The organism is Agromyces mangrovi (genome assembly GCF_030296695.1).
GTDB lineage: Bacteria > Actinomycetota > Actinomycetes > Actinomycetales > Microbacteriaceae > Agromyces > Agromyces mangrovi.
Window position 1 is genome coordinate 3407937 of sequence record NZ_AP027737.1, and the last position, 23729, is coordinate 3431665.

Below are 23729 nucleotides of genomic sequence, written 5' to 3' on the forward strand. Positions count from 1 at the left end.
TGTCAAACACACTTGACACGAACGCGGGAGGCAGGCGCATGGCATCGGAGCAGTCGTCCGGGGCGGCGAGGCAGTGGAGCGCGACGGGATGGCTGTTCGCGTGGACGCTCGCGTGGCTGGTCTCCCTCGCGGTCGCGCGATTCGGACCGGAGCTGGTCTGGGGCGAGAACGCCATAGCGGGCTGGATCGCGGTCGGTGCGAACCTCGCCGTGGGCGTCGGCTGGATCATCGCGTTCCGCCGGTATCTCCGCTCCATCGACGAGCTGCAGCGGAAGATCCAGCAGGATGCGCTGGGCATCACGCTCGGCATCGGCTGGATCGTCGGCTTCGCGAGCTTCGTCGCCGCCGATGCCGGGTTGCTTCCCGGGGGCGGGCTCGACGTGGCCGTCTTCACGGCCGGTCTCGGACTCGTCTACCTCCTCGCCGTCGGCATCGGGATGGTGCGCTACCGATGAGGAATCGCATCGCGTCGCTGCGCGCCGACCGCGGGTTGACCCAGGCCGCGCTCGCCCAGCGCATCGAGGTGTCCAGGCAGACGATCAACGCGATCGAGACGGGGAAGTTCGACCCGAGCCTGCCGGTCGCGTTCCGGCTCGCGCGCGAGTTCGACCTCGCCATCGAGGAGATCTTCCTCGCCGACTGACGAGGGCTGGGGACGGATGCGTCCGGACCTCCGTGATCGCGGCAGTATTGCAGCTATGCCGAACAACCCCTCGCGGCCCCCGGGCGAACGCGCGTTCATCGGGCGGGTGGCCGGCGCCGGGACGAGCCGGGCGATCCGCGTCGGCCTCGCGTCGATCACGATCCTGCTGCTCGCGATCGCCGCGATCCGCGCCCTCGCGGACGACACCGCCGCGTTCGGCGTCATCACGGCCTCGCTGCTGTTCCTGGGATGCGCGGCGGCGGGGCCCCTGTTCGGCGATGGGCTGAAGGAGTCGAGCGTCGCCGCGCGCTGGCTCGGGGTGCTCGTCGTCGCGTGGGTGGTGTGCGTAGTGGTCTCGCCGGAGTTCGTCTGGATGGCGTTCCCGCTCTGGCTGCTCGCGGGGTTCATCCTGTGGCTCCCTGGTGCGCTCGTGCTGAGCGCGGTGATCCTCGCGATCGTGATCGTCGCGCCGGTGCTCCACGGGGGCGACACCTCGTACGCCGAGGTGATCGGCCCGCTCGTCGGGGGCGCGTTCGCGGTGGGCATCTCGCGCGGGTACCTCGAGTTGCTGCGCGATGCTCGCGACCGTCGCCGCCTCATCGAGTCGCTCACCACGGCGCAGCGGGAGACCGCCGAGCTGCAGGACGAGCTGGCACGCGCCCAGCGCGACAGCGGTGCGGGCATGGAGCGCACGCGGCTGTCCCGCGACATCCACGACACGGTCGCGCAGAGCCTCACCTCGATCGCGATGCTCGCCCGCACGGCACAGGCCGGTGGCTCGCAGCACGAGGCGCAGCTCGCGCAGATCGAGCTGCTCGCGCGCGAGGGGCTCGCCGACACGCGCCGCATCGTGCACGCGCTCGCGCCGGGCGAGCTGGACGGCTCGGGACTGGGCGACGCGCTGCGACGCCTGCTCGGGAGAGTGGAGGCCGAAGCGGGCATCCGCACCGACCTTCGGGTTGATGCCGACCTGCCCGCACTGTCGACCGCGGCCGAGATCGCCGTGCTGCGGACGGTGCAGTCCGCACTTGCGAACGTGCGTACCCACTCGAGCGCGAAGCGGGTGGTCGTGAGCCTGTCGGATGCGGGGGACGACGTGCGCCTCGACGTCGTGGACGACGGGGTCGGGTTCGATGCGAAGCGCTGGAAGACCCGCGGCACGGCCGGTGCGGGCGGGGGATACGGGCTCGTCGCGATGCGCGCACGCATGCGCGAGCTGGGCGGCGACCTCGACGTCGAGAGCGCACCGGGGGACGGCACGGCGCTGTCGGCGTCGCTGCCGCGGGTCGCGACCGGGGTGCGCGAGTGAGCGCGGTGCGCGTGCTGCTCGTCGACGACCATCCGGTCGTGCGGGCCGGCCTGCGCGCGGTGCTCTCGACGGCAGGCGGCATCGACGTGGTGGGCGTGGCCGCCACGGGGGAGGAGGCGGTCGTGCTGACCCGGCTGCGGAAACCCGACGTCGTGCTGTGCGACCTGCGCCTGGGGGAGGGGATGGACGGCATCGGCACCACCGCGGCACTGCGCGCAGCCGACCCGGCGGTCGTCGTGGTGATCCTGACGACCTTCGACCGCGACGCCGAGGTGCTGGGAGCGATCGAGGCGGGGGCATCCGGCTACCTGCTCAAGGACGCATCGCCCGAGCAGATCGTCTCCGGCGTGCGGCGGGCCGCGGCCGGCGGCACCGTGCTCTCGCAGTCGCTGAGCGCTCGGGTGGCTTCGGCGAAGCGTGCGCCGCGCATCACCCTCACGCAGCGCGAAGTCGACGTGCTGCGTGCGCTCGATACCGGTGCGTCGAACCGCGAGATCGCGAAGCGCCTGTTCGTGAGCGAGGCGACCGTGAAGACGCACCTCGTGCACGTGTACGAGAAGCTCGGCGTCGACTCGCGCACGCGCGCGAGCGCCGTGGCTCGCGAGACCGGGCTGCTGTGACACGCGAGGAAGCCGCAGGTCCGCTACGTTGACGGCCATGCCCTTCGCCCTGGTGCTCACCGTCGTGCTCGTCCTGCTCGCCGTCTTCCAACTCGCACTCGTGTTCGGAGCGCCGCTCGGCCGCTTCGCCTGGGGCGGGCAGCACCGCGTCCTGCCTGCGCGACTCCGGGTCGGGAGCGCGGTGTCGATCGTGGTCTACGCGTTCATCGCCGCGATCGCGTGGGATCGGGTGGGCCTCATCGACGTGTTCGGCGATCCGTTCGCGGAGATCGCGATGTGGGTCGTGTTCGGGTACTTCGCACTGGGCATCCTCGCGAACGCCGTCTCGCGAAGCGTGGCGGAGCGCGCGGTCATGGTGCCGGTGTCGATCGTGCTCGCGGCGCTCTCGCTGCTCATCGCGCTGGGGTCCGGCGAGCTCGCGCTCGCGGCCTGATCTCATCCGTTCGGTTGATCCGCACGGACGCGCGCCGGGGAGGCTGTCACGGCAACCTCGAAAGGAATCACCGTGCGCCGTCTCTTCACCGCCTCGTTCGCCTACCTGATCGCCGGAGTGCTCTCGGGCCTCTTCTACCGCGAGTTCACGAAGCTCAACGGCTTCCCCGAGGGGGAGTCCACGCAGCTCGGCCTCGCGCATACGCACCTGCTCACGCTCGGCTTCCTCGTCCTACTGGTCGTGCTGGTGCTCGAGCGCCTCTTCGCGCTCTCACGCAGTCGCCTGTTCGGCTGGTTCTTCTGGACCTACAACGCCGGCGTCCTGCTGACCTCGGCAGTGCTGATCTTGCACGGCTCGCTGACGGTGCTGGGGGAGGAGTCTGGGGCGATGATCGCCGGCATCGCCGGTCTCGGCCACATGCTGCTCACCACGGGCCTGGTGCTGCTGATGTCGGCGCTCGGCCGTGCCATCGGTCGAGAGCGAGCGGATGCCCCTGAGGCGGCCGCGCTCGTCGCGTGAACGCGCCGAATCGTCTTCAGTTGCCGGGTTCCCACCTGAATACGTAGGCCGCAGCGCCGCAGAGCGCCTCGCCGCTGAGCTGTTGCACGGTCACCCTGACTTCGCCGGTACTGCCCGGCTGGTTGGCCCGGGTCAGCCTGATCACGAGCCAGCCCTCCGGGGTGAGGGTGGTCGCATTCACCGGAAAGACCTGGGGGAGATTCGTGTCCCCACCGATGCCGTTGAACGCCTGGCCCTCGATGGCCGTGATCTTCACGACCATTCCCGCCGCGATCGCTGCGGACGCCCGCCCGGCGTAATCGAAGTAGATCGTCATGTCGTTGTCGGTCGAGACGTCGACGCCGGTGCCCTCGAAGAGCACGCAGACCGGCGCCGGTTCGCTCGCGGCGGCGACGGGAACCGTCGCAGCGAGTGCGATCGTCGGGAGTGCCCAGGCCGCGCCGGCGACGATGCCCCGTCGCGAGAGCGGAGCGGGCTCGTCGTGACGGTCGGTCTGGCTTCGGTCGGGCGTGCTCGGCGACATCGTGCTCCTTCGGCGGCTGGGCTGGCGAGCGGAGCCGCCGCGAAGCGGAAGCGGACTGCGGCGACAGGTTCAGGCTAGCGGTGCCGACACCACCGCGATAGGGCGTATCTCGTCGACCTCGCCCGAGAACCTGGGCAGAGTTGGCGGGGCGGTGCTACTCCGACCTCGGCAGGGCTGGGAGTCTCCGCAGCGGGCCGAAGCGCGTCCGGGGTACGGTCGGGGAAGCGTTGGCGCACCGAGCGGCGCGCCGCAGGCACACGGAGGTGTCCCGTTGGTGATCCCGATTCCAGTCAGTGTGCGCGGCGCATGCCCGCACGACTGCCCGGACACCTGCGCCTGGCAGGTCACGGTCGAGGACGGCCGGGCGACCAAACTCGCCGGCGATCCGGAGCATCCGTATTCCCGAGGCACCCTGTGCGCGAAGGTCAACCGCTTCCTCGATCGCGTATACGCCGACGAGCGCGTGCTGCACCCCCTGCGGCGGGTCGGGCCGAAGGGCTCGGGGGAGTTCGAGCGGGTGTCGTGGGCGACTGCACTCGAGGAGATCGCCGCCGGCCTCACGGAGCGCATCGAGCGCCACGGCAGCCAGACGGTGCTGCCGTTCAGTTACATGGGAACGCAGGGACTGCTGCAGGGGAGCGGGGCGGGCGACCGGTTCTTCGGGCGCATCGGGGCGACGCAACTCGTGCGTGCGGTGTGCGCCTCGACCGGGTCGACCGGCGTATCGCAGGCGATCGGCACGAACGTCGGCATCATGCCCGAAGAGATCCGGCACTCGCGCTTCATCATCCTCTGGGGCACGAACACCATCGTCACGAACGTGCACCTCTGGCCGTTCATCCGCGAGGCGCAGTCGGCGGGGGCGCGTGTCGTCGTGATCGACCCGGCGGCGACGCGCACCGCGCGTTCCGCCGACTGGCACGTGCAGCCGCTCCCCGGCACCGACACGGCGCTGGCGATGGGCCTCATGCACGTGATCGTCCGCGACGGGCTGCAGGACGACGACTACCTCGAGCAGCACGCGAACGGATTCGAGGACTTCGCGGCGCGCCTCGAGGAGTTCACCCCGGAGCGGGTGGCGGCGACCTGCGGCGTGCCTGCGGACGAGATCGAACGACTGGCGCACGCCTACGCGACCTCGTCGGCCTCCTGCATCCGACTGCTCGTGGGGATGGAGCACCGCGAATCCGGTGCCGAGACCTTCCGCACGATCGCATACCTGCCCGTCGTGACCGGTGCCTGGCGCAACCGCGGGGAGGGCTGCTCTTCCTGACGGCCGCCATGCACTGGGACGCGATGCACGTGGCGCCGCTGGAGCGCCTGGACCTGGTTCCTCCCGGCATCCGCTCGGTCAACATGGTGCAGCTCGGCCGGGCGCTCACGGATGCCTCCGTGGACCCGCCGATCACGGCGATGATCGTGCACGGCTCCAACCCGGTCGTCACCATGCCGAACCAGACGCTCACGGTCGAAGGCCTGCAGCGAGACGACCTGCTGACCGTCGTGCACGAGCAGTTCCTGACCGACACTGCGCAGTTCGCCGACTACGTGCTGCCCGCAACGACGCAGGTCGAGCACCTCGACCTCATGTGGGCGTGGGGGCACGACGTGATCGCGGTCAACCAGCCGGCGATCGCTCCCGTCGGCGAGGCCGTGTCGACCACCGAGTTCTTCCGCCGGCTCTCCACGGCGATGGGCCTCGACGACGCCTACCTGCACCTCAGTGACGACGAGATGCTCGAAATCGCGATGGACAGCGACGCGTTCCGGGAGATGGACATCACCCGCTCGCGACTCGAGGGAGAGGGGTGGGCGCGGCTCGCCGACGATCGCGGGCCGACGCCCTTCGCCGACGGAGGCTTTCCGACCGACGACGGCAGGTGCGCGTTCGTCGCGCCCCTGGCATCCGTCGCCCTCGACCGGGACGAGCGGTGGCCGCTGCACCTGATCAGCGCGAAGGGGTCGCTGCGGTTCCTCAACTCCAGCTACGCGCACGTGCCGTGGCACGTGCGCGCCGAGGAACTCACGGTCGCGATGCATCCCGAGGACGCCGCGGCTCGTGCGATCGCGGACGGGGACCGGGTCGAAGTCGTCAACGAACGCGCGACGGTGCCCGCGACGGCGCGACTGGGGGACGTGCGGCAGGGAGTCGTGGCGCTACCGTCGGGATGGGCGCGCGGTGCCCGCGGCACGTCGGCCAACGCGCTGACCCCGGACGGGCTCAGCGACGCCGGCGGCGGAGGCGCGTTCCACGACGCCTTCGTCGAGGTGCGCGTTGCCGGCGACACCTCGCTCGAACACTAGCGGGAGCGTGCCCGGCGGAGCGCGAGCCCGAGCGCCGCCACGCCGATCGCGACGACCAGATGCGGCAGCACGAGCGCGGGTTGCAGGAGCGCCATGCGGGCGACGTCGACGAGCGCGCCACCGATCGACGAGGGGTCGTACAGGAGCACCCTGCTGCCGAAGGCGTAGGCGACGCCCGTGGCGAGCGCAGGGATCACCCAGAGGAGGAGCAGTGAGCAGACGGCTGCAACGATGCGACCGGCGGTCGCCAGGCCGCACCAGGCGATGGCGAGGCCCACCAGCACCGGCGGAGTCCAGCGGAGGATCGGGCTCAGCCACGTGTACGCGTTCGTGACCGAGAGGGCCACCGGATCGAGCGCCGTGCCGACCCACGACGACACCATCAGCGCCGCGAGAGTGAGGCCGATGAGGGCGCCGGCCCGCGGACCCCAGGCGACGAACGGAAGGACCACCAGTCCCGCGACGAACGAGACGAGCGCCGCGCCGCCGATCACGCTGAGGTAGAGCGCCGAGTCCGCATCGCCACGCAGCCCGTTCGCGACCACGACGGTCGTCTGCACGAGCGCGACGCCCTGGACGACGACCACTCCGAGCACGAGCGCGAGTCGCGCGTGTCGTCCGGCCCGGGCCCGGAGCGCACGGAAAGCGATTCCCGACGCGACCGCGCCGATGCCGAGCAGCGCGGCGACCGACTGGAGGAAGTACTGGCTGAACGGCAGCAGCGTGCGGGGCATGTCCTCCGGCATCGTTTCGGAGCCCCAGAGGTTCTGCAGGGGGAGTCGTGCACCTGTCACGAGCCACGGCAGCAGCCCGAAGACGGCTGCTGCCGCGCCGATTGCGAACCAGGACCAAGCCGGGAACGGTGCGCGTGCCGTCGCTGGCGATTCGATCGGTGCGGCCTCCGACGCAGCTGCGGTCGACTGGTCGGGCAGGGCGTCGTCGTCGGAGTGCATCCGGCAATTCTGGCGATCGGCCCGAGCGAGGGGAAGGGGGTGGACCGCACCCGCCGTGCGCCTCTCCCGTCGTGAACTGACATAATGTGCATTATCGGACTAGACGTGGGTCGTCGGGACGACCGTTCTCGACCGACGTCTAGATGGCGGCATGGACGTCCGTGTGGGTGAAGTCATCACCCTTGTACAGCAGGGGCATGCCGAGGTGTCGTGCGAGCGCGTACGAGAAGCAGTCGCCGAAGTTCAGGCCGGCGGCGTGCCGTCCCTTGCCATAGCGTTGCCACGCCGCTGTGGCAAGCGATGTCTGCTGAGCGTCGAACGGAACGATCGCTGCGGAGACCTGGTCGAGCAAACGGGCCAGGTCTTGGGTTCCACTCGAGCCTTGACGACTCTCGATCACGATCCGTGCTTCCAGAACGGTCGCCGCGCTGATGTGGACGTCACCGGCGTGCGCGATGAGCGCCTCCCCGAAGGCCAGGGCATCGGGCTCGCCAAAGACGATCGCCGCCACCGCTGATGTGTCGACGACGAGTGCCATCAGCTCGGAAGGCCGTGCTCGTCGTAGCCGATGATCTCTTCCGCGCTGCGATCGTCGAGGACTGCTCGCGCTCGACCTCGCGCGATGATCGCTGCGATCTCGTCGCGGACCGCGCGTTGGGCGTCGGTCGCTCGTACGCGCCGCAGGCGCTCCTCCATGGCGATGCGGGCGGCGACCGTGATGCTCTCCCCCGTCGCGTCCGCGAGTTCGCGGGCGATCCGGTCGGTCTCCGGATCCTTGATGTTCAGGGCCATGCACGCATTCTACCCCACTAGGAAGAAAGGTATATATCTAGGAAGAAATCCGTGTCCGGGCTTCCCTGCGAAGTCGCCGCCACTGCGGCAGAATGGCGCCATGCGCTCCAAGGTCGCGTACGTCCTCGGAGGCGGCGGCGTGCTCGGCGCGGGCCAGGTCGGCATGCTGCGGGCACTGCTCGAGCGCGACATCCGGCCGAGCCTCATCGTCGGCACGTCGATCGGCGCGGTCAACGGCGCCATCATCGCCGCCGACGTCGACGCCAGCCTCGAGCGGCTCGAACACGCCTGGTCGTCGAAGGATGCCCGTGGGCTGACGAGCGGCACGGGCATCCGCCTCGGCAGATCGCACGTGATGACGATGGCGCCCGTGCGACGTCTGCTCGAGGGCGGTCTGGGGGCGCCACGAGCTTCCGCGACCTCGACGTCGAGTTCCGGTGCTGCGCCGCGAGCATCGAACGCGCCGCCGAGCACTGGTTCTCCAGCGGTCCCCTGGTGCCCGCGGTGCTCGCGTCGGCGTCGCTTCCCGGAGTGTTTCGTCCGGTACGCATCGGCGACGAGCACTTCGTCGACGGTGGGCTCGTCAACTCGATCCCGGTCGGCGAGGCGGTGAGCCACGGTGCGACCGACATCATGGTGCTGCAGGTGGGGCGCATCGAGCATCCCCTGAGTGCCCCGCAGTCGCACCTCGGCACGGCGCGGATCGCATTCGAGATCTCGCGCCGGCACCGGTTCGCCCGCGACTCCGCAACCCTCCCGAAGGGCGTCCGCATGCACGTCCTGCCGACCGGCACCACCTCGTCGCGCGACAACCGCGTGGTGAAGCACCTCTCCATCGCGGCGCTCCAACGGCGCATCGACAACGGCTACGAGGCATCCGTCGCCTATCTCGACGAGCAGGCGAAGCTCGGCACGCTCCCGGGACGGCGCGGCTGATGCGTCTGCCACCGGTGTGGGTACGGCGAGTCGTCGTCGCCCCGCTCGTGGTGGTGCTCGCACTCGCAGTGACGGTGACCCTGCCGGTGTGGCTGTTCATCGGCGTCGTCGCGTCGCTGCTCATGGGGTGGCGGTTCCGGCTCCCCCGGCTGCTCTGGATGATCACCGTCTACCTGCTCTGGGAGGCGACCGCGCTGGTGGGGCTGTTCGCGCTGTGGGTCGCGTCGGGGTTCGGCCGGCGGATGCACCGGGCCCGCACGCAGCACGTGCACTACCGCTTCGTCGCCTGGATGCTCCGGACGCTGTTCTGGAACGCGCACTGGGTGCTGCGGCTCGACATCGACGTGCGCGTTCCGCCGGGGTTCCACGACGACGCCAAGCCCTGCGTGATCGCGAGCCGGCACGCCGGGCCGGCCGACTCGTTCGTGCTCATCCACGCGGTGCTCAACTGGTTCGACCGCTCCCCCGCATCGTGTTGAAGGACACGATGCAGTGGGACCCGGCGGTCGACGTCGTGCTCAACCGCCTGCCGAACCGATTCATCGCCCCGCCGCCGTTCACCGGCCGGCGACGCGAGCGCGCCCATGAGGGGCTGCACGACCGCATCCGCGAGCTCGCGAGCGGCATGGGCACCGGCGACGCGTTCGTCATCTTCCCCGAGGGCGGCAACTTCACGCCCGAGCGCCGCGAACGCGCGATCGAGCGGCTGCACGCGGCGGGCCTGCACAAGGCGGCCGAACGGGCGGAGCGCATGATGCACGTGATGGCGCCGCGTCCCGGCGGCCTGTTCGCCGCGCTCGACGGTTCCCCCGACGCCGACGTGTACTTCGTGGCGCACACCGGACTCGATCGCATCCGCAACGTCGGCGACATCTGGCGCGAGCTGCCGACCGACAAGCGCATCGTCATGCGGTTCTGGACGGTGCACCGGCCGGCGATCCCCACCGATCACGACGAGCGTGCCGACTGGCTCATGGACGAGTGGCAGCAGATCGACGACTGGATCGACCGGCACGCGCCGACGGCCGCCTAGCGGCCCTGTTCAGGCGTCGAGCCCGACCACCCGGAACACCGGGAAGTCGGCGGCGATGCCGGCGAAGTCGGTGACGGGAGCCCGTCGGTCGAGCGGCACGTGCGGTCGCGCGCCGGGCGCCACGTCGAGGTACCGCTTGAGGATGCGCGGGCGATCGGCGGTCGGCACCTCCTCGAGCGTGACCTCGGTCGCGTCGCCGTGCCGGATCGTGGCCCTCCCCTCGTCCGCGCGCACGTTCCGCACCCAGTTCGCGTGGTCCCCCAGCATCGACACGAGGTACCAGGAACCGTCGAGGTCGGCCATCACGACCGGCGACGCGATCGTCCGTCCGCTCGAGCGGCCCCGCACCTCGAGGGTGACGTCGCGATCGCGTGCCAGGCTGCTCCCGCCGGCGTACTGCTTCGCCCAGAAGCGATTCAGCACGCGCGCGATCGGCCCCGGCCGGTCGCCGCGATACACGGCGCGCTTGACCCAGTACACGCTCCGGAAGGTGTCGCCGCCCCGCTCGGCCATGGCGACAGGATGCTCCGACGTGTCGCGTCGGCGCAACGCCCCAGTTCTGGTGCCCGACACGGCTCCCCCGGCTCGTGACTCCGGTCATCATCTGGGAATAGTCTGTGAGCGCATCGACCCCAGTCGAAAACCGTCGTAGGAGGCGCACATGTCCACTCCCCAGCCGACCCCGATGTTCGCGTCGTTCACGCTCGACGCCGACGCGCTCACCAAGCAGGCCGTGAACGGCGTGCGGGCCGCACTCGGCATCAGCGGCGTGGTCGCGCTGATCCTGGGCATCCTGATCACCTTCTGGCCGAAGGGCGCGGCGGTCGGCATCACGGTGATGCTCGCGATCTACCTGCTCATCGCGGGCCTGGTCTACCTGGGGATCGGCATCTTCTCGCGCGGCCTCAAGGGCGGGGCGAGGGCGCTCGACCTCATCCTCGGCGTGCTGTTCGTCGTGGGCGCCGTGCTCGCGTTCGCCAACCTCGCCGCGACCGCCGAGTTCCTCGCGATCTTCATGGGCGTGCTCATCGGCATCGTGTGGATCATCGAGGGCATCGTCGCGCTCGCACAGGCCGGTGACACGTCCTCCAAGGGCTGGACGATCTTCTTCGGCATCCTGAGCGTCGTCGCGGGCATCGTGCTGCTGTTCTCGCCGCTGTGGGGCGCGCTGCTGCTGTTCCTCATCGCCGGCATCAGCCTGATCATCCTCGGCATCGTGCAGATCGTCCGCGCGTTCACCTTCGGGCGCGGCGCCACCGCCTGACCGTCACGCCCGGCTACGGGCTCAGAACGACTCGAGCCCGTAGCCGGCGATCACGACGCCGATCAGCAGCACGATCACCGCGGTGACCGCACCGCTGTTGCGCGCCATCCACTCGCGCACCCGCACCAGACGCGGCGTCATGCGCTCCGGCGCGGCGAGCGTCAGCACGATCGGCACCGCGACCGTCGAGGCCGAGATCACCGTGTAGACCACGATCACGATCGCCGCGTCGGCCAGGGCCAGGTCGTCGCCGCGGATACCCAGGCCGGCGGCGACCGCCAGCAGGATCGCCTTCGGGCGCAGGTTGAGCACGAGCGCGACGCCGAGCGACGACCACGGCCCGAGCGACGACACCGCCGAGAGCCAGCGCGGCATCTCGTACGTGGTGCTGCGGTACGACTGCCGGAGCCGCACGATGCCGAACACCACGAGCGCGAGACCCACCACGAGCTCGGCGATGCCCACGGCGACGTCGGGCTGCCGGTCGAACCTCGGACTCGGCAGCGCCTGCGCGCCGAGTGCCGCGAGTGCGACGACGACCGCGAGGCCCACGACCCAGCCGATGAGGAACGGCAGTGCCGAGCGCTTCCGGTTCGGCGACAGCAGGATGAGGATCGTCGCCATGATCGGCACCGAGCTGAAGGCCATGGCGACCGCCACCGGCAGCACGTGACCGATCGCATCGAGCATGGCGCTCCTCCCGCTCCCCCGCGCCCGGTGAGCCGGCGCGCCCGATCGTTACTCCGCTGCGAACCCCGAGACGTCGCCCACGTACCGGGTGTGCTGCTCCGGCACGGGATCGACCGCGGCCGACGCCACCTCGGCGGCGAACTCCGACACGTTGTAGAGGCGACCGGCCTGCTCCTTGCGGGCGTCGATCGCGCCCGGGTTCGCGCGCTCGAGCAGCGTGGCGGTGATGGTGCCCTCGATCATGTCGCCCGAGACCACGACGAACTCGACGCCCGCCTCGGTGAGCGCGGGGATGCGCTCGCGCAGGGCGTCCTCGCCGGCACGCTTCGAACGCGCGACCGGCTCGTACTCGGGCATGGTCGGCGTCGTGCGGATGAAGTGCGCCTGGTGGCTCGTCACGAACACGATGCGCGCGCCGTCGTTGAGCACGGGCAGCGCGTTGTCGACCACGTTCACCTGCGCATCGCGGTTCAGCACCATCGCGTAGTCCTCCGCCATGCCCGATTCCATGCCGCCGGACGCATTGAGCACGAGGACGTCGATGCCGCCGAACGCATCCTTCGCCTCCTGCATCATGCGGGCGACCGACTCCGGGTCGGTCAGGTCGGCGCCGATCGCGATGGCACGCCCGCCGGCCGCGGTGAGCTCGTCGACGAGCTTGCGCGCCCTCGCCTCCTTGTTGCGGTAGTTCACGACGACGTTCGCGCCCGCGCCCGACAGGTAGCGGACGGTGTCTGCGCCGATGCCGCGCGAGGATCCGGTGACGAGTGCGGTCATGCCGGTGAGGGAACCGGGAGCCAGGGGATTGTTCACAGGAAGACCCTACCAACGCGCCCATTCGCCGCCCCGCCGGTGATAGCTTCGACACAGGCGTCGAAGGGGCGGGTACATGGTCGATCTCACCCAGTATCTGTGGCTCGTCTGGCTGATCTTCATCGTCGTCTGCATCATCATCGAGCTGCTCACGCTCGAGTTCACGTTCCTCATGATCGCCTTCGGCTCCATCGCCGGGCTGGGCGCCGATCTCCTCGGGTTCCCGTGGTGGGTGCAGTTCCTCATCGCGGCTGCGGTGTCGGTGCTGCTGATCCTCACCATCCGCCCCGTGCTGTTGCGGTACATGCGCAAGGGCGAGGATCCGACGCCGAGCAACGTCGCCGCCCTGCTCGGCATGACCGGTCGCGTGCTGAGCCCGGTCGAGGCGAACTCCGGCCTCGTGAAGCTCGCCAACGGCGAGACCTGGACCGCCCGCCTCTCCCCCGCCACCGAGCAGCGCACCGTCACTCCCGGCGAGACCGTGCTCGTGACCCTCGTCGACGGAGCCACCGTCGTCATCATCCCCACCGAACGCGCCGTCTCCTGAGCGACCGGCGCACCCGACAGGAGCCCTCATGTCCAGTGCGGTGACCGACTTCGTCGGTCAGATCTTCCTCATCGTCCTGCTGGTCGCGGTCGGCGTCTTCGTGATCGTCGTGCTGGTCCGCGCCATCCGGATCATCCCGCAGGCCTACGCGGGCGTCGTCGAGCGCCTCGGCCGTTACCACAAGACCCTCACGCCGGGCCTGAACATCCTCGTGCCGTTCATCGACCGCGTACGCCCGCTCGTGGACATGCGCGAGCAGGTGGTGTCGTTCCCGCCGCAGCCGGTCATCACCGAGGACAACCTCGTCGTGTCGATCGACACCGTCGTCTACTTCCAGGTGACCGACGCACGGGCGGCGACCTACGAGATCGCCAGCTACCTCGGCGCGGTCGAGCAGCTCACCACCACCACGCTCCGCAACGTGGTCGGCGGCCTCAACCTCGAGGAGGCGCTGACCAGCCGCGAGGAGGTCAACTCGAAGCTGCGCATCGTGCTCGACGAGGCGACCGGCAAGTGGGGCATCCGCGTCTCCCGGGTCGAGCTCAAGGCGATCGACCCGCCCGTGTCGATCCAGGACTCGATGGAGAAGCAGATGCGCGCCGAGCGCGACCGCCGCGCCGCGATCCTCACCGCCGAGGGCACCAAGCAGTCCGCGATCCTCGAGGCCGAGGGCCGCCGGCAGGCGTCGATCCTCAAGGCCGAGGGTGACGCGAAGGCGGCGGTGCTCCGCGCGCAGGGCGAGGCGGAGGCGATCACCACGGTGTTCGACGCGATCCACCGCGGCGACCCCGACCCGAAGCTGCTCGCGTACCAGTACCTCCAGATGCTCCCGGAGGTCGCCCGCGGCGACGCGAACAAGCTCTGGATCGTGCCGAGCGAACTGACCGAGGCGCTCAAGGGCGTCAGCTCCGCATTCGGCGCGGGCCGGGGCACTCCCCGTCCGGCGGCCACGCCGCGCCGCGCGACTGACCGAGCGGATGCTGCTGGAGGGACCGCCCCCTCGGGTGCTCGCGCACCGGGGGCTGGCGCTCGATGCGCCCGAGAACACGCTCGCAGCCTTCCGTGCGGCGCTCACGACGGGCATCCGCATCATCGAGACCGACGTGCACGTCTCGGCCGACGGCATCGCGATGATCGCGCACGACGCCGACCTGCGCCGTGTCGCGGGTATCGATCGCAGCGTCGCCGACCTCACGGCCGACGAGCTCGCGGCCGTGGACCTCGGCGGCGGCCACGGCGTGCCGATGCTCGCCGAGGCGCTGGCCGAGTTCCCCGACGCGCGCTTCAACATCGACCTGAAGGTCGAGGAGGTGGTGGCGCCCGCCGTCGCCGCGGTCGGTGCGGCCGGGGCATCCGATCGCGTCCTGCTGACGTCGTTCGACGAGGGCCGCCGGGTCCGCGCCGCGCGCGCGCTGCCGGGCGTCGCCACGTCGCCGGGCTCGCTCGGGGTGCTGCGGGTGCTGATCGCGACGTGGCTGCGCAGCGAGCGGTCGATCCGTCGGATGCTGCGGGGCGCCGTCGCGGTGCAGGTGCCCGAGTCGGTGCGCGGCGTGAAGATCGTGACCCCCGGTTCGTGCGCCGGGTGCAGGCGGCGGGCGCCGAGGTGCACGTCTGGACGATCAACGACCCGGCCGACATGCGCCGCCTCCTCGCGCTGGGCGTCGACGGCATCGTCACCGATCGGGCCGACCTCGCCATGGACGTGCTGCGGGAGCGCTCGCCCGGCTGAGAATCGTCTGGCAATCACGCAGGCCGCGGGAAGGGAACGCCCAGCTTGGTCGTCTATAACGGTTCGGAGACGATCGAGGGAAGGAGTGCGTCATGGCTGACCGGAGTCTGCGAGGAATGCGCCTCGGAGCACAGAGCCTGCAGAGCGAAGAGGGCGTCGTATTCGCCGAACGCGCGGAGTACACCTACCTCTGCGATGACTGCAACCGCGAGACGGTGATGGTCTTCTCGACCGAGGCCGAGATCCCCGAGACGTGGGAGTGCCGCAACTGCGCGCACCAGGCCACGCTGCTGGTGGACTCGAAGCCCGTCGAGGTGGACCGATCGGCCGAGAAGACCGGCCGCACCCACTGGGACATGCTGCTCGAGCGCCGTACGCGCGCCGAGCTGGAGGAGCTCCTCGAGGAGCGACTCGCGGTCCTGCGCGCACGTCGTGGCGAGGCACAGGAGCACAAGATCGGCGCCTGAGCCGCCGACACGCACATCGAACCGGCCCGGCCCCTAGGGGTTGCGGCCGGTTCGTCGCGTCCGGAGCCATCCGAACGCGAGGCCGGCGAGGCCGAGCATGGTCAGCGTCCACGGCACCCAGCCGCCGAGCATGACGGCCGGCGTGAGCCCGTCGCGCAGCTGCACGTCGGTGACCATCGCGCCCGCCTCGTAGGCCGGGAGCGAGTCGACCGTCCGGCCGTCGGCCGCGATCACCTGGCTCGTTCCCGTCGTCGAGAGGTTCACCACGGGACGGCCGGTCTCGATCGCGCGGAGCCGGGCGAACGCGAGCTGCTGGAGGTTCTCGTCGGTGCCGCGGAAGTCGGCGTTGTTGGTCTGCAGCAGGTAGACCTGCGCGCCGTCGCGGGCACCCTCCCAGATGAGGTCGTCGTAGATCACGTCGAAGCAGATCGCGAGGCCCGCGAGCACGCCGTCGATGTCGAACACCGGCGAGTTCGTGCCCGGGCTGTAGCCCCGCTGCACGAGGCCGACGAGATCTGGCGCGAGCGCGTAGTAGAAGTCGCGGTCGGGGATGTACTCGCCGAACGGCACCGGGTTGCGCTTGTCGAACTGGGCGACCGCCCCTCCCCCGCGACCCACAGCAGCGAGGAGTTGAAGAACTCGTCGCCGGTGGTCGTGACGGTGTTGAGCAGCACCGGCGCGTCGGCGCGGATGGCGAGGTCGTCGAAGATCGCCGCGGTCGTGGCATCCCGCGTCGGGTCGATGTCGGAGCCGCCCTCGGGCCAGAGCACGACGTCGATGCCGGGTTCGTCGACGACCGGCGCGGTCGCCTCGAGCTGGGCGCGCAGCACGTCCCCGCGCTCGCGCTGGTCGAAGTAGCCCGACGGTCCGTTGCCCTGCACGCCGGCGACACGGAACGAGCCCGCATCGACGGTCGGCCAGGCGGGAACGAGCGCTGCGACGAGGAGCACGACGGCGACGGGCAGAGCGCGGCGCGGCCTGCGCCACCCCCGCAGGCGCGCGAACTCGATGAGCGCGGCGACCACCCAGACCATGACGAACGACAGCCCGGTGAACCCCACCCACGAGACGAGCGGGGCGAAGGGGCTCTCCGACTGGCTCGCCGCCGCACGCGCCCACGGGAACCCGCCGTACGGCATCGTGCCGGCCGCGAACTCGCGGGCGACCCAGAGCCCGGCGACGACGAGCGGCAGCACCACGAGCCGCACCCAGCGCGACGAGCCGAGCGCGGGCACCCAGCGGTAGGCGAGCGCGATCGCGAGCGCGCCGACCGCGACGAACAGCGACTCGAACAGCGAGAGCGCCAGCCACGGCACGGGCCCGAGGTACAGCGACGTCCAGCCGACGTGGGTGAGCCAGAACGCCGCGCCGAAGGCGTAGCCGACGCCGAGAGCGCCCCAGGCGCCGCGCCCGATGAGCGAGACCAGCGCCATGGCGATGCCGACGAACGCGAGCGGCCAGATGCCGACGTCGGGGAATCCGAGGTCGTACACGAGCCCGCCGGCGATCGCGACGGCGAAGGCGGCCCAGAGCGGCAGCAGCGGTCGGGCGACGGATGCCGCTTCCGACGACCGCTCCTCGGCGCGGACTGCGCTCATGCCAGCGTCCCGTCGGCGACCACGCCGCGACGGATCCCGTCGATGGCGCGACGAGCGGTTCCGCCGATCGCCGGGTCGGCGGCCGTGCCGAGCTGGTCGAGCAGGTCGACCACCTGCTTGGCCCAGCGCACGAAGTCGCCCGCGGCCAGGTCGGCGATCTCGAGCACCGCGCCGAGCGAGTCGCCCCGCGTCCACGCGTGCATGGCCGTGCAGAGTGCGGTCGCGAGCGGCTCGCTGCCCGCGAGCCGGTGCTCGCGCTCGATGTCGTCGAGCTCGCTCCACGCGTCGCGCGTGCGGTCGAGCGCGATGCGGAAGGCGCCGCGCGGCAGCATCCGCTCGTCTGCGTCGATGAGATCGCGACGCGGCTCGTAGACGATCGCCGCGGCGATGGCGGCCAGCGACGGGGCGTCGAGCTGCGTCCACAGCCCGCGGCGCAGCGACTCGTTCACGAGCAGGTCGCGTTCGCCGTAGATGCGGCGCAGCGACCGACCCGCCGCGGTCAGCGCGACCCCGGCCGACGTCTCGCGCACGTAGTCGAGCTCGAGCAGCACGTCGGTGACGCGGTCGAACACCTTGCCGATCGCGCCGGTGCGCGTGCGGATCTGCCCGGTGAGCTTCTGGTTGTCGCGGTGCAGGCGCCACCAGCGCTCCGCCCAGCGCGAGTGCGCCTCGCGGTCCGCGCAGCCGTGGCAGGGGTGTCGGCGCATCTGCTTGCGCAGCTCCCCAGCTCGCGCTGGATCTGCTCGCGCTCGGCGTGCGACGAGCCGCCGCGCGAGTTCTTGCGCTCGAGGTCGCTGATGTCGCGCCGGATGCGCGCGTACTCGGCGAAGTCGCCCAGGTGGCACTCCATCGCCTCGGCGTAGCCGGCGAGCGACTCCTCCTGCTTGCGCACGGTGCGCGCGAGGTCGACCACGGCGCGGTCGGCCTGGAACTGCGCGAACGACGACTCGAGGATCTCGCGCGTGCGCTCGCGGCCGAACCGGTCGATGAGGTTCACGGCCATGTTGTACGTGGGCCGGAAGCTGGAGTTCAGCGGGTAGCTGCGGCGGGATGCCAGCGAGGCGACCGCCTGCGGGTCGAGGCCGTCGGTCCACTGGATGACGCTGTGCCCCTCGACGTCGATGCCCCGTCGGCCGGCGCGACCGGTGAGCTGGGTGTACTCCCCCGGCGTGATCGGCACGCGCGCCTCGCCGTTGAACTTCTCGAGCTTCTCGAGCACGACCGTGCGCGCGGGCATGTTGATGCCGAGCGCCAGCGTCTCGGTCGCGAACACGACCTTCAGCAGCTTCTGCTGGAAGAGGTCCTCGACGACCTCCTTGAAGGCCGGTAGGAGTCCGGCGTGGTGCGACGCGACGCCCCGTTGGAGGCCCTCGAGCCACTCGTAGTAGCCGAGCACGGCGAGGTCCTCGTCGCGCAGCGTGCGGCAGCGCTCCTCGACGATCTCGCGGATCTCCTCGCGCTCCGACGCGTTCGTGAGCCGCAGGCCCGAGCGCAGCACCTGGCGCACCGCCTGGTCGCAGCCCGCGCGCGAGAAGACGAACACGATCGCGGGCAGCAGGTGCGTGTCGTGCAGCTGCTGGATCACCTCGGAGCGGTCGAGGCGGCCGGTCGGCGCCTGGCGGGCGTGCCACCTGCCCCGGTCGCTGCCGCGACGCCCGCGCGAGGAGCGGCCCTGCAGCGACCGTCCGCCCGCCTGCGCCAGCCGGACGAGCTCGGGGTTGACGCGGTGCGTCGCCGCGCGACCCGAGGAGTCGAACAGGTCGAGCATCTTGCTGCGCACGAGCACGTGCTGCTCGAGCGGCACCGGGCGCTCCTCCGAGACGATCACGTCGGTGTCGCCGCGCACGGCCTGCAGCCAGTCGCCGAACTCCTCGGCGTTCGAGACGGTCGCGCTGAGGGAGACGAGCCGCACCTCCTCGGGCAGGTGGATGATGACCTCCTCCCACACCGCGCCGCGGAACCGGTCGGCGAGGTAGTGCACCTCGTCCATGACCACGAACGCCAGGTCTTCCAGCAGCGGAGAGCCCGCGTAGAGCATGTTCCGCAGCACCTCGGTCGTCATCACGACGATGCGCGCGCTCGAGTTGACGTTCGTGTCGCCCGTGAGCAGGCCGACCTCGGACGGCCCGTAGACCGACTGGAGCTCCTGGAACTTCTGGTTGCTGAGCGCCTTCATCGGCGCCGTGTAGAACACCTTGGCCCTCGCGTCCTGCATGGCGAGGTGCACCGCGAACTCGGCGACGATCGTCTTGCCGGCGCCGGTCGGCGCGGCGACGAGCACGCTGCGCCCCTCGTCGAGGGTCGCGCAGGCGGCGCGCTGGAACGGATCGAGGTCGAAGCCGAGTCGGCCGGCGAACTCGGCGACGCGCGAGCCCGCCCGCTGCTGCCGGGACCGCTCGTACCGCTCCGCGGGGCTCAGGGTCATCACGCCTCCAGCCTAGGCAGCCAGACCCTCCTCGAGCTCACGCAGGCGTTTCGCCACGCGCTTGTCGTGCAGGTACGAGATGAACCAGGCGACGAAGTAGAGCACGATCATCGGGATCGCCAGCAGGAACATCGAGATGACGTCGGCCGCGGGCGTCGCAAGCGCCGTGAACAGCACGATCACGAGGATCGCGATGCGCCAGGACTTGATGAGCGTCTCCGCGCTCAGGATGCCGACGAAGTTCAGCAGCACGAGGAACACGGGCACGACGAAGCCGATGCCGATCGCCAGCACGAGCTTCAGCACGAAGTCGAAGTAGATCTTCGCGTCGAGGTAGCTCACGTCGTCGCTCGGCACGAAGCTCGTCATGAGCGCCACGATGTTCGGCAGCACGTACCAGCCCGCCGCGCAGCCGATGAAGAACAGCGGCACGGCAGTGAAGAAGAACGCGAAGGTGTACCGACGCTCCTTCTTGTTGAGCCCGGGCACCAGGAACGCGAAGACCTGGTAGAGCCACACGGGGCTCGCGATCACGATGCCGAGCGTGAACGCGATCTGCAGGCGCAGGTCGAATGCGCCCGTGATCGTGGGGTACGTGATCTCGGCGTCGCGCGACTGCGACTCCACGATCTGCTGGACCGGCTCGCGCAGCGCGTCCCAGACCCACTCGGAGAGGATCCAGCCCACGACGGCGGCGAGCACGATCGCGATGGCCGAGATGAACAGCCGGTTGCGGAGCTCGATGAGGTGCTCACCGAGCGACATGCGCTTCTCGCGGTTGGATCCGCGAGTTCGTCTCGCGGCCACCGCGTCAGGAACTCGTGCCGGAGTCGGTGCGCTTGGTCGTGGAGTCGTCCTGCGTCGTCGCCGTCGACTCGGCGGTGCCGGCGTCGTCCTTCTTCGCGTCCTTGTCGGCGTCGTCGCCGTCCTGGCGGACCTCGCTCTTCAGGATCTTCATCGACTGCCCCAGGCTCCGTGCCAGTGCGGGGAGGCGCGGCGCGCCGAACAGAAGGAGGATGACGACCAGGATGATCAGGAAGTGCCATCCGGTGAGGTTTGCGAACATGAGCTCTCGTCTTTCGGCGGGAAGTGTGCCGTCAGTCTAGCCTGAGCGGCGCGGGCCGAGGGCGCCGGTGCAGGCGCCGGACTCAGTCCGTATCCGAATCGTTCCCATCGTCGTAACGGGCGAGTCCCGCCGTGGCCCACTCGCGCACGGCTCGACGGGCGTCCTCGGGCGCGAGCACCGAGATCAGGCCCGGCAGTCCGGCCACGAGCCGCTTGAGGCCGTGGAAGTGGGCGACGCGGATCGACGCCCGCACGCGCTCGGCACCGGACGCGACTCGATCGACGTCGACCAGGTAGTCGCCGAGCAGCGGCAGTGCGCTCACTGCGACGTCGACCGTGATGACGAGGTCGTCGTCGCTGCCCTGGAAGAGCTGGTCGGGCAGGGCGACGTCGCTCGCGCGGAACGCGATGGGCTCGTCGGTGACGACGAGGTCGCTCATGCGGTCGATGCGGAACGTGCGCACCGCCTCGCGCAGGTGGCACCAGCCCCGCACGTACCAGTCGACGTCGGAGGACTCGATGCGGAGCGGATCGACGCGGCGTCGCTCGCGGTCGCCGCGCGCATTCAGGTAGTCGAACTCGATCTGCCGCTCGGAAGCCACCGCGTCGCGCACCAGCGTGAGCGCGGCATCCGTGTCGCCGCCGGCCACCGCGACCGAGCTCGGCGTCGACGACGCCCCGCGCGCGAGCTTGGCCATGAGGGAGCCGATGCGCTCGCGGTCGAGGTTCTCGGGCACGGCCGAGAGGTACTGCAGCCCCGCGATCAGCGCGGCCGCCTCGCGGGCGGAGAAGCGCGGCGAGTCGTCGATGGCGACCTGCTGCACGATCACGATGCGGTCGTGGTCGAGGAACTCGTCCCAGGAGATGTCGAACAGGTCGCCGTGCTGGTACGCATGCGTGTCGCCGGGCACGCCCGACACGGCGATGAGGCGCACCGCCTGCCGGATCGACTCCTCGTCGACCGCGAAGTGCTCGGCCGCCTCGGCGACGCTCACGCGCCCGTGGTCGAGCAGGTACGGCACGAGCGACAGCAGGAACGCGAGCTTGTCCTGCGCCTTCAGGGGCTGCGGCTTGGCCATCAGGCCCCTCCCTCGGCATGGGCGGATGCCACGCGCTCGAGGCGCGTGCGCACGCCCTCGGCCAGGGCCTCGGGCGAGACGACCCGCACCTCGGGGCCGAACGCGGCCAGCTCGTCGGCGACGATCTCGGCGTCGGTGTAGTGCAGCCGGTACCCGCTGCCGTCGGCGGTCGCGCCGCGCCGCCGCGCGAGACGCACCGCCGCGTCGCTGCCCTGCTCGACCTCCAGTTCGGCGACCTGCTCCTGCCACAGGGCATCGAGCTCGGCCAGCGCCTGCTCGGCCATGCCCGGCTCGGGCGCGTCGAACGTGCTGCCCGGCACGACCGTCACGTCGCCGACGATGCGGGACAGGAGGAACGTGCGCGTCGCGCCGACCTCGCGGTCCCACGCGTACAGGTGCCAGCGGCCCTCGTGCAGCACCACGGCCCACGGTGCGACCGTGCGGCGGCGCGGGGCGGAACGGCCGGGCCGCAGGTAGTCAAAGCGCACGACCTGCCGGCGGTCGAGCGCGTGGCTGAGCGGTTCGAACGCGGCATCCCGCACCCGCAGCCGCGGCGCGTAGCCGATGACCGGCTCGCGCGGCTCGACGCCGAGCGAACGCAGCTTCGTGAGCGCCCGACGCGACTCGCCCGACAGGCTGCCCTCGCGCCACACGGTCGCCGCGAGCGCCAGGAGCGCCGACTCCTCGGGCGTGAAGGTGACGTCGTCGGGCAGGTCGTACAGCCCCTTCGGGATGCGGTACCGCAGCGCCTGGTTGTCACCCGGGCGGTCGGGCGATTCGGCGGTCTCGATCGGGATGCCGAGCTCGCGCACGTCGTCCTTGTCGCGCTCGAACTGACGCTCGAGCGCCTGGTTCTTGCCGCCGCGGTCGTACCGCTGGCGGTAGCCCTGCACGGTCGAGAGGATCTCGGACTTGGTCAGCCCCGCCTCGGTCGCGAGCAGCGCCAGCACGAGGCTGAAGAGGCGCTCCTCGACCGACACGCGGTCCTGGTTCGCGGAGGCTGACGACGGCACAGCAGCGATCATACCGACGGCAGGCAGCGGGTCAGTCGATGCCCAGGATGTCGATCACGAACACGAGTGTCGCGTTCGGCGGCACCGCGCCGGAGCCCTGCTCGCCGTACCCGTCCTCGGGTGCGATGGTGACGATGACCTGGCTGCCGACCTGCTGGCCGACGATCGCCTCCGAGAACCCGGGGATGACGTCGGCGCCCTCGCCCACCGTGAAGGACGCGGGGCTGCCCGACTCCCAGCTCGAGTCGAACACCTCGTTGTCGTCCCAGAGCACGCCCGTGTAGTGCACGGTCACCGAGTCGCCCGATTCGACGGTCTCGCCACGGCCCTGCTTGAGCACCGCGACCTCGGTCTCGGCGGGGGCGTCCGCGCTCGGCACGGTGATGCCGGGGCGGCCGTCGGGGCCGAGCACCACGGCCGGGAACCCGCGGGTGCCGGGCCGGTCGGTGCCGTTCGCACGCGGGAGGTAGGCGCGGTCGACGTCGACCACGAAGAAGAGGGTGTCGTCGGGCGCGATGCCGAGCTGCACGCTGCCGGCGTCGCCGAAGCCGTCGGCGGGCGGCACCGCGATCACGACTCGCGACCCCTCAGACGCGCACTGCAGGCCGGCGAAGAGGCCCGGCAGCAGTGCGCCCTCGTCGAGCACGGCGGGGATCGGGTCGGCGCTGCGGTCGGCCTCCTGGATCGTCGCGCCGGTCGAGGCGTTGTAGACCGACAGCTTCACGAGCGCCTTCTGGCCGGGCTCGAGCGTGTCGCCGGTGCCCTCGATGAGCACGTCGCACTCGGTCTCCTCGGCGATGACCGGCGTCGGGAAGCTCACGCGCGGCGTGGTGCCGAACGACCCGGTCACCTCGACGAGGTCGGTCGCCGGCCCGGGGCCCGTAGCTGCCTCGTCGGTGGTCAGCCCGGCGCATCCGGTCAGGGCGAGCGCCAGGGCGCCTCCGGTCGCGATGAGCGCGAGAGTCCTTCGCACG

At 70.8% G+C, this 23729-nt stretch carries 29 protein-coding genes and 4 pseudogenes; 18 read left to right on the top strand and 15 right to left on the bottom strand.

What is annotated here, in order from left to right; translation table 11 throughout:
• Positions 1-38 precede the first annotated feature (38 nt).
• The 6 genes from QUE38_RS16265 (at position 39) to QUE38_RS16290 (ending at position 3524) form a co-directional block, all read left to right on the top strand.
• On the top strand, positions 39-455 hold the full coding sequence (locus QUE38_RS16265) for a hypothetical protein (protein WP_286309367.1): 417 nt from the start codon (positions 39-41) through the stop codon (positions 453-455).
• Complete coding sequence (locus tag QUE38_RS16270; protein ID WP_286309368.1) at positions 452-643, top strand: helix-turn-helix transcriptional regulator; 192 nt, start codon at positions 452-454, stop codon at positions 641-643. Before QUE38_RS16265 ends, QUE38_RS16270 begins: the two co-directional genes overlap by 4 nt.
• 55 nt (positions 644-698) lie before the next feature.
• Positions 699-1952 (top strand): sensor histidine kinase, encoded by a 1254-nt coding sequence (locus tag QUE38_RS16275; RefSeq protein ID WP_286309369.1) that lies wholly within the window; start codon positions 699-701, stop codon positions 1950-1952.
• Entirely contained in the window at positions 1949-2572 is a 624-nt protein-coding gene (locus tag QUE38_RS16280) for a response regulator (RefSeq protein ID WP_286309370.1), read from the top strand. The genes QUE38_RS16275 and QUE38_RS16280 overlap by 4 nt, the downstream gene beginning before the upstream one ends.
• 37 nt (positions 2573-2609) lie before the next feature.
• Positions 2610-3005 carry a hypothetical protein gene (locus tag QUE38_RS16285; RefSeq protein ID WP_286309371.1) on the top strand — a complete coding sequence of 132 codons (396 nt, stop codon included), beginning with the start codon at positions 2610-2612 and terminating at the stop codon, positions 3003-3005.
• Between the two features lie 72 nt (positions 3006-3077).
• Entirely contained in the window at positions 3078-3524 is a 447-nt protein-coding gene (locus QUE38_RS16290) for a DUF2871 domain-containing protein (protein WP_286309372.1), read from the top strand.
• Between the two features lie 16 nt (positions 3525-3540).
• Here QUE38_RS16290 and QUE38_RS16295 read toward each other — a convergent pair whose 3' ends face one another.
• Positions 3541-4047 (bottom strand): hypothetical protein, encoded by a 507-nt coding sequence (locus QUE38_RS16295; protein WP_286309373.1) that lies wholly within the window; start codon positions 4045-4047, stop codon positions 3541-3543.
• Here QUE38_RS16295 and QUE38_RS16300 point away from each other — a divergent pair.
• A complete protein-coding gene (locus tag QUE38_RS16300) occupies positions 4034-5320 on the top strand; it encodes a molybdopterin-dependent oxidoreductase (protein ID WP_286309374.1) in 1287 nt (428 codons plus the stop codon). The two genes, QUE38_RS16295 and QUE38_RS16300, sit on opposite strands and share 14 nt — an antisense overlap.
• Positions 5321-5328: 8 nt before the next feature.
• Positions 5329-6351 (top strand): molybdopterin-containing oxidoreductase family protein, encoded by a 1023-nt coding sequence (locus tag QUE38_RS16305; protein ID WP_286309376.1) that lies wholly within the window; start codon positions 5329-5331, stop codon positions 6349-6351.
• Here QUE38_RS16305 and QUE38_RS16310 read toward each other — a convergent pair.
• The 3 genes from QUE38_RS16310 to QUE38_RS16320 all read right to left on the bottom strand — a co-directional run bounded on the left by QUE38_RS16310 (position 6348) and on the right by QUE38_RS16320 (position 8096).
• The gene (locus QUE38_RS16310) at positions 6348-7304 is read right to left on the bottom strand and encodes a hypothetical protein (RefSeq protein ID WP_286309378.1); all 957 of its coding nucleotides are present in this window, start codon (positions 7302-7304) and stop codon (positions 6348-6350) included. The genes QUE38_RS16305 and QUE38_RS16310 overlap by 4 nt on opposite strands.
• Positions 7305-7443: 139 nt before the next feature.
• Positions 7444-7842 carry a type II toxin-antitoxin system VapC family toxin gene (locus QUE38_RS16315; RefSeq protein WP_286309379.1) on the bottom strand — a complete coding sequence of 133 codons (399 nt, stop codon included), beginning with the start codon at positions 7840-7842 and terminating at the stop codon, positions 7444-7446.
• Positions 7842-8096, bottom strand: a complete 255-nt coding sequence (locus QUE38_RS16320) for a type II toxin-antitoxin system VapB family antitoxin (RefSeq protein ID WP_286309380.1) — start codon at positions 8094-8096, stop codon at positions 7842-7844. Before QUE38_RS16320 ends, QUE38_RS16315 begins: the two co-directional genes overlap by 1 nt.
• A 100-nt stretch (positions 8097-8196) precedes the next feature.
• Between QUE38_RS16320 and QUE38_RS16325 the strand changes: the two genes are divergently transcribed.
• Genes QUE38_RS16325 through QUE38_RS16340 form a run of 4 tightly spaced genes read left to right on the top strand, consistent with a single transcriptional unit; the run spans position 8197 to position 10065 of the window.
• The gene (locus tag QUE38_RS16325) at positions 8197-8709 is read left to right on the top strand and encodes a patatin-like phospholipase family protein (RefSeq protein ID WP_286309381.1); all 513 of its coding nucleotides are present in this window, start codon (positions 8197-8199) and stop codon (positions 8707-8709) included.
• Entirely contained in the window at positions 8601-9032 is a 432-nt protein-coding gene (locus QUE38_RS16330; RefSeq protein WP_350227495.1) for a patatin-like phospholipase family protein, read from the top strand. The genes QUE38_RS16325 and QUE38_RS16330 overlap by 109 nt, the downstream gene beginning before the upstream one ends.
• Entirely contained in the window at positions 9032-9511 is a 480-nt protein-coding gene (locus QUE38_RS16335) for a hypothetical protein (protein ID WP_286309384.1), read from the top strand. The genes QUE38_RS16330 and QUE38_RS16335 overlap by 1 nt, the downstream gene beginning before the upstream one ends.
• Before the next feature lie 8 nt (positions 9512-9519).
• The gene (locus QUE38_RS16340; RefSeq protein WP_286309385.1) at positions 9520-10065 is read left to right on the top strand and encodes a hypothetical protein; all 546 of its coding nucleotides are present in this window, start codon (positions 9520-9522) and stop codon (positions 10063-10065) included.
• A 9-nt stretch (positions 10066-10074) separates the two neighbouring features.
• On the opposite strand, the gene QUE38_RS16345 is transcribed toward QUE38_RS16340, so the two are convergent.
• Complete coding sequence (locus QUE38_RS16345; RefSeq protein ID WP_286309386.1) at positions 10075-10578, bottom strand: nitroreductase/quinone reductase family protein; 504 nt, start codon at positions 10576-10578, stop codon at positions 10075-10077.
• 148 nt (positions 10579-10726) lie between these two features.
• Between QUE38_RS16345 and QUE38_RS16350 the strand changes: the two genes are divergently transcribed.
• On the top strand, positions 10727-11329 hold the full coding sequence (locus QUE38_RS16350) for an HdeD family acid-resistance protein (RefSeq protein ID WP_286309387.1): 603 nt from the start codon (positions 10727-10729) through the stop codon (positions 11327-11329).
• 21 nt (positions 11330-11350) lie between these two features.
• Here QUE38_RS16350 and QUE38_RS16355 read toward each other — a convergent pair whose 3' ends face one another.
• Entirely contained in the window at positions 11351-12019 is a 669-nt protein-coding gene (locus QUE38_RS16355; RefSeq protein WP_286309388.1) for a GAP family protein, read from the bottom strand.
• 48 nt (positions 12020-12067) lie between these two features.
• Positions 12068-12796 (bottom strand): SDR family oxidoreductase, encoded by a 729-nt coding sequence (locus tag QUE38_RS16360; protein ID WP_433996924.1) that lies wholly within the window; start codon positions 12794-12796, stop codon positions 12068-12070.
• 112 nt (positions 12797-12908) lie between these two features.
• On the opposite strand from QUE38_RS16360, the gene QUE38_RS16365 reads away from it, so the two are divergent.
• The 5 genes and pseudogenes from QUE38_RS16365 (at position 12909) to QUE38_RS16385 (ending at position 15575) form a co-directional block, all read left to right on the top strand.
• Positions 12909-13379, top strand: coding sequence for an NfeD family protein (locus QUE38_RS16365; protein WP_286309390.1), 471 nt, complete (start codon positions 12909-12911; stop codon positions 13377-13379).
• 28 nt (positions 13380-13407) lie between these two features.
• A pseudogene (locus QUE38_RS16370) lies at positions 13408-14334 on the top strand (SPFH domain-containing protein); the annotation flags it as partial.
• 22 nt (positions 14335-14356) lie between these two features.
• Positions 14357-14710: pseudogene (locus QUE38_RS16375) on the top strand (glycerophosphodiester phosphodiesterase); the annotation flags it as partial.
• Positions 14711-14982: 272 nt separating this feature from the next.
• A complete protein-coding gene (locus QUE38_RS16380; RefSeq protein ID WP_286311880.1) occupies positions 14983-15108 on the top strand; it encodes a glycerophosphodiester phosphodiesterase family protein in 126 nt (41 codons plus the stop codon).
• Between the two features lie 92 nt (positions 15109-15200).
• Positions 15201-15575, top strand: a complete 375-nt coding sequence (locus QUE38_RS16385; protein WP_286309391.1) for an RNA polymerase-binding protein RbpA — start codon at positions 15201-15203, stop codon at positions 15573-15575.
• 33 nt (positions 15576-15608) lie between these two features.
• On the opposite strand, the gene QUE38_RS17770 is transcribed toward QUE38_RS16385, so the two are convergent.
• The 8 genes and pseudogenes from QUE38_RS17770 to QUE38_RS16425 all read right to left on the bottom strand — a co-directional run bounded on the left by QUE38_RS17770 (position 15609) and on the right by QUE38_RS16425 (position 23728).
• Positions 15609-16694 (bottom strand): apolipoprotein N-acyltransferase, encoded by a 1086-nt coding sequence (locus QUE38_RS17770; protein ID WP_350227654.1) that lies wholly within the window; start codon positions 16692-16694, stop codon positions 15609-15611.
• Positions 16652-17173: pseudogene (locus QUE38_RS16395) on the bottom strand (apolipoprotein N-acyltransferase); the annotation flags it as partial. The gene QUE38_RS17770 and the pseudogene QUE38_RS16395, both read right to left, overlap by 43 nt.
• Positions 17170-19598 (bottom strand): annotated as a pseudogene (locus QUE38_RS16400) (DEAD/DEAH box helicase). The pseudogenes QUE38_RS16395 and QUE38_RS16400, both read right to left, overlap by 4 nt.
• Positions 19599-19610: 12 nt before the next feature.
• Positions 19611-20363 carry a twin-arginine translocase subunit TatC gene (gene tatC / locus QUE38_RS16405; protein WP_286309393.1) on the bottom strand — a complete coding sequence of 251 codons (753 nt, stop codon included), beginning with the start codon at positions 20361-20363 and terminating at the stop codon, positions 19611-19613.
• A 46-nt stretch (positions 20364-20409) separates the two neighbouring features.
• Positions 20410-20664: a Sec-independent protein translocase subunit TatA gene (gene tatA, locus QUE38_RS16410; protein WP_286309394.1), complete on the bottom strand. Its 255-nt coding sequence runs from the start codon at positions 20662-20664 to the stop codon at positions 20410-20412.
• Positions 20665-20746: 82 nt separating this feature from the next.
• Complete coding sequence (locus tag QUE38_RS16415) at positions 20747-21742, bottom strand: helix-turn-helix transcriptional regulator (protein ID WP_286309395.1); 996 nt, start codon at positions 21740-21742, stop codon at positions 20747-20749.
• Entirely contained in the window at positions 21742-22755 is a 1014-nt protein-coding gene (locus QUE38_RS16420) for a helix-turn-helix transcriptional regulator (RefSeq protein WP_286309396.1), read from the bottom strand. Before QUE38_RS16420 ends, QUE38_RS16415 begins: the two co-directional genes overlap by 1 nt.
• Positions 22756-22786: 31 nt before the next feature.
• Positions 22787-23728 carry an FKBP-type peptidyl-prolyl cis-trans isomerase gene (locus QUE38_RS16425; RefSeq protein ID WP_286309397.1) on the bottom strand — a complete coding sequence of 314 codons (942 nt, stop codon included), beginning with the start codon at positions 23726-23728 and terminating at the stop codon, positions 22787-22789.
• Position 23729: the final 1 nt, after the last annotated feature.

Excerpts from the sequence above, each read along its gene's own strand:
- tatC (WP_286309393.1), bottom strand. The coding sequence starts at position 20,363 with ATGTCGCTCGGTGAGCACCTCATCGAGCTCCGCAACCGGCTGTTCATC.
- QUE38_RS16355 (WP_286309388.1), bottom strand. The coding sequence starts at position 12,019 with ATGCTCGATGCGATCGGTCACGTGCTGCCGGTGGCGGTCGCCATGGCC.
- QUE38_RS16385 (WP_286309391.1), top strand. The coding sequence starts at position 15,201 with ATGGCTGACCGGAGTCTGCGAGGAATGCGCCTCGGAGCACAGAGCCTG.
- QUE38_RS16285 (WP_286309371.1), top strand. The coding sequence starts at position 2,610 with ATGCCCTTCGCCCTGGTGCTCACCGTCGTGCTCGTCCTGCTCGCCGTC.
- QUE38_RS16415 (WP_286309395.1), bottom strand. The coding sequence starts at position 21,742 with ATGGCCAAGCCGCAGCCCCTGAAGGCGCAGGACAAGCTCGCGTTCCTG.
- QUE38_RS16340 (WP_286309385.1), top strand. The coding sequence starts at position 9,520 with ATGCAGTGGGACCCGGCGGTCGACGTCGTGCTCAACCGCCTGCCGAAC.
- QUE38_RS16315 (WP_286309379.1), bottom strand. The coding sequence starts at position 7,842 with ATGGCACTCGTCGTCGACACATCAGCGGTGGCGGCGATCGTCTTTGGC.
- QUE38_RS16275 (WP_286309369.1), top strand. The coding sequence starts at position 699 with ATGCCGAACAACCCCTCGCGGCCCCCGGGCGAACGCGCGTTCATCGGG.
- QUE38_RS16320 (WP_286309380.1), bottom strand. The coding sequence starts at position 8,096 with ATGGCCCTGAACATCAAGGATCCGGAGACCGACCGGATCGCCCGCGAA.
- QUE38_RS16305 (WP_286309376.1), top strand. The coding sequence starts at position 5,329 with ATGCACTGGGACGCGATGCACGTGGCGCCGCTGGAGCGCCTGGACCTG.
- QUE38_RS16365 (WP_286309390.1), top strand. The coding sequence starts at position 12,909 with ATGGTCGATCTCACCCAGTATCTGTGGCTCGTCTGGCTGATCTTCATC.
- QUE38_RS16350 (WP_286309387.1), top strand. The coding sequence starts at position 10,727 with ATGTCCACTCCCCAGCCGACCCCGATGTTCGCGTCGTTCACGCTCGAC.
- tatA (WP_286309394.1), bottom strand. The coding sequence starts at position 20,664 with ATGTTCGCAAACCTCACCGGATGGCACTTCCTGATCATCCTGGTCGTC.
- QUE38_RS16270 (WP_286309368.1), top strand. The coding sequence starts at position 452 with ATGAGGAATCGCATCGCGTCGCTGCGCGCCGACCGCGGGTTGACCCAG.
- QUE38_RS16265 (WP_286309367.1), top strand. The coding sequence starts at position 39 with ATGGCATCGGAGCAGTCGTCCGGGGCGGCGAGGCAGTGGAGCGCGACG.
- QUE38_RS16325 (WP_286309381.1), top strand. The coding sequence starts at position 8,197 with ATGCGCTCCAAGGTCGCGTACGTCCTCGGAGGCGGCGGCGTGCTCGGC.
- QUE38_RS16345 (WP_286309386.1), bottom strand. The coding sequence starts at position 10,578 with ATGGCCGAGCGGGGCGGCGACACCTTCCGGAGCGTGTACTGGGTCAAG.
- QUE38_RS16295 (WP_286309373.1), bottom strand. The coding sequence starts at position 4,047 with ATGTCGCCGAGCACGCCCGACCGAAGCCAGACCGACCGTCACGACGAG.
- QUE38_RS16360 (WP_433996924.1), bottom strand. The coding sequence starts at position 12,796 with ATGACCGCACTCGTCACCGGATCCTCGCGCGGCATCGGCGCAGACACC.
- QUE38_RS16310 (WP_286309378.1), bottom strand. The coding sequence starts at position 7,304 with ATGCACTCCGACGACGACGCCCTGCCCGACCAGTCGACCGCAGCTGCG.
- QUE38_RS16335 (WP_286309384.1), top strand. The coding sequence starts at position 9,032 with ATGCGTCTGCCACCGGTGTGGGTACGGCGAGTCGTCGTCGCCCCGCTC.